Source organism: Mesorhizobium sp. M4B.F.Ca.ET.089.01.1.1, from assembly GCF_004022605.1.
Lineage (GTDB): Bacteria > Pseudomonadota > Alphaproteobacteria > Rhizobiales > Rhizobiaceae > Mesorhizobium > Mesorhizobium abyssinicae.
Genome location: NZ_RZOS01000639.1, coordinates 1 through 2480, shown reverse-complemented (window position 1 = coordinate 2480; position 2480 = coordinate 1). Strand labels below are relative to the sequence as shown.

2 protein-coding genes and 2 pseudogenes are annotated in these 2480 nt (G+C 59.2%); all 4 read left to right on the top strand.

The annotated features are described in order from the left end of the window. Positions 1 to 185 (top strand): annotated as a pseudogene (locus EN780_RS32010) (hypothetical protein); the annotation flags it as partial. 40 nt (positions 186 to 225) lie between these two features. Continuing rightward, positions 226 to 828 carry a hypothetical protein gene (locus EN780_RS32005; RefSeq protein ID WP_128276269.1) on the top strand — a complete coding sequence of 201 codons (603 nt, stop codon included), beginning with the start codon at positions 226 to 228 and terminating at the stop codon, positions 826 to 828. Positions 829 to 843: 15 nt separating this feature from the next. Continuing rightward, positions 844 to 1416, top strand: a complete 573-nt coding sequence (locus EN780_RS32000) for a hypothetical protein (RefSeq protein WP_128276268.1) — start codon at positions 844 to 846, stop codon at positions 1414 to 1416. 66 nt (positions 1417 to 1482) lie between these two features. Further along, positions 1483 to 2480: pseudogene (locus EN780_RS31995) on the top strand (hypothetical protein); the annotation flags it as partial.

Here is a 2480-nt window from a genome sequence, read left to right as displayed (position 1 = left end):
CCGCCGCCTACCTGACGCTGCCGACCGTGGCCTACTCGCAAGCGATTGGTCTGCCTATCCCCGATGCCAGCGACGAGACCACTGTCCTGGCAGCGGCCTTTCTGATCGGCGTCTCGGCGATGTGGATTTCGGACATCGTGTTCGAATTCATCGTCCGGAAGTTCAAGCCGGCGACCGAAGAGTGAACCCGATGACTGATCGAAAGTGTGCTGATATGAAAAGCGCATGGGGTTTATCGATCAACTTAAGGCCGTTTGGCCGCTCGTGACACAGGCGCCCTGGGGATTTGCGCCGGTAGCGTTTGCCATCCTCGCTTCAGGATGGGCAGTCGGGCGCTTCATGTACAGCCAGCGCATAGCGATCCTGAAGGAACGTATCGAAGCCTACAAGGAGAAGCTTGACGGAGCTTCACCAGAAGAAGCTCACGCGAGAGTCGAGAGGCTGGAGGCCCGAATTCGAGATTTGGAACACGACCCTCGACTATTCTCGCCTGAACAACTCGCCAAGATAGCCGCTGTGCTAAAGCGGCATAAGCCTGGTGCGGTAATTGTATCGCGTGATGGGTCCAGTCTCCTATGCGGGAAGGTGCAAACGCAAATCAGGAAACTGTTCGAACGGCACGGATGGGAAGTACGTCATTGGGCTACGATGGGAGGCGACAAACTGCCAGCAAGCGGCCTTACAATCTATGGCAACACAGGCGACACAGAAACCGACGACGAACTAGTAGTTCGGGAGGCTCTGCAGGCTGCCGGGATCGAGTTTGAACTTAGGCGACAACGCTCGACTGACAAGGAACCGCAGCTGGTGTTCAGCGATATCGATTAGCGCTCAGGTCGTGACGTGACGAAACTATCGCCAACCATTTCCAAGGCCATCAAACAGTGGATGTTCAAGGTCGATCTTACGGACTTGGACGAGGCCTACGCCGGCGCCTTGCAAGGTCTTCAGCATCGCGAAGATGAAGTGGAGACGATGGTTCGTCGTCAACTTGGGCTCGGCCCTCACGACGAATTTCCAGAACCAAATCTCGACGATCCTGATGATCCCATTGGGCAGCTCTACGAGCGCGCGGGTGAGGATAGCGCCCAAGCGCAGCGTGGATCGCACCTAGTTCGGAAAGCGTTCTTGATCGCGCTGTTTCATCTCTGGGAGCGTCATAAGAAACCGCGGATTGCGAGAGAATCGAGGGCAGCGGCGGATCGCAGCCGATTGAACGCCCTCCTAGATCAGCTTGAGCTGGCGGCGAACTGCGCGAAGCATCCACCCGGGAGGTCTGCCAAAGGGATCTACGAGAAACGTCCCGACCTCTTCCCTCGGGTTGCCACCGTGAAGCATGCGAGTGAACGCACACTTGTCATTACGCCTGATGTGCTGAACGAGTTTTTTGAGGCCGTCTGGGCAACCGTCGAGTGACTGCCTTGCGGGCATACGTTTCAAGCGGCTTAGAATTTCGCATTCGCCGCCAGCATCCTGTCCGCCATGACCAAGGCGGACAAGCGCACCCCCGATCAGCAGAAGCAGGGCGAGACCCTTCGTAAAGAGGGGTCGAAGTGGCTTGCGCGCGTCGAGGCGGCCGGTAAGCTCGAAAAGCAGTGGATGGACGACGCCGAAAAAGCGGTGAAGGCCTACACCGGCGAAACCAAGTCCGACGACCTGAGCACGTCCGCCACGCTCGGCAACACCTATGACTTCAACATCCTGTTCGCGAACGTGGAGACAATCGTTCCGGCGATCATCAACAGTCCGCCCGCGCCAGACATCCGCCGACGCTTCGCCGACGAGGATCCGGCCGCGAAGGACGTCGCCGAGCTGATCGAGCGCGCCATTCGCAAGCAGGTCGACGACTCCAAGCTCCAGGTCGAACTGGAAGGGGAGGCGCAAGACAGTTTCCTGGCGGGTCGCGGCATCATCCGGCTTCGGTTCAAGAGCGACATCGTAAAGGACGAGACGACCAATGCAGAGCTTGAGCGAGCGAGCGCAGCCGCTGACGGTGGAGCAAGTGCTGGCGATGCAAAGGTGGGCGACGACGTTCAAGGCGGGGACGACTATTCAGCGCTATCTGGCGCATCTACTGCGGGCGGCCAGTCCGAACGCCTCGCAAACGAGTGCATCGAGTTCGAGGCTGTAAGCTGGCGTGACTACCGGCACGGCCCGGCCAAGCGCTGGAAAGACCGGCCGTGGGACGCATTCCGCTTCGTCGTGCAGCGCGAAGATGAGGGCGCAGTCTTCGACGCCGGGCTGATCAGTATCCAGACCGACGACCAGGAGAAGAAGGCGCGCGGGGAAGGCGACAGCGATCTGTGCGGCTGGGAAATCTGGGACAAGAGCAGTCGCAAGGTCATCTTCATCGACGACAACGGCATTGTGCTGAAGAAGGTCGACGACCCGCTTGGCCTGACCGATTTCTTCCCGATCCCGGCGCCCGTGCAGCCGATCGAACTGACCGGCCGGCTGATGCCGGTCAATCCGTTTTCGAT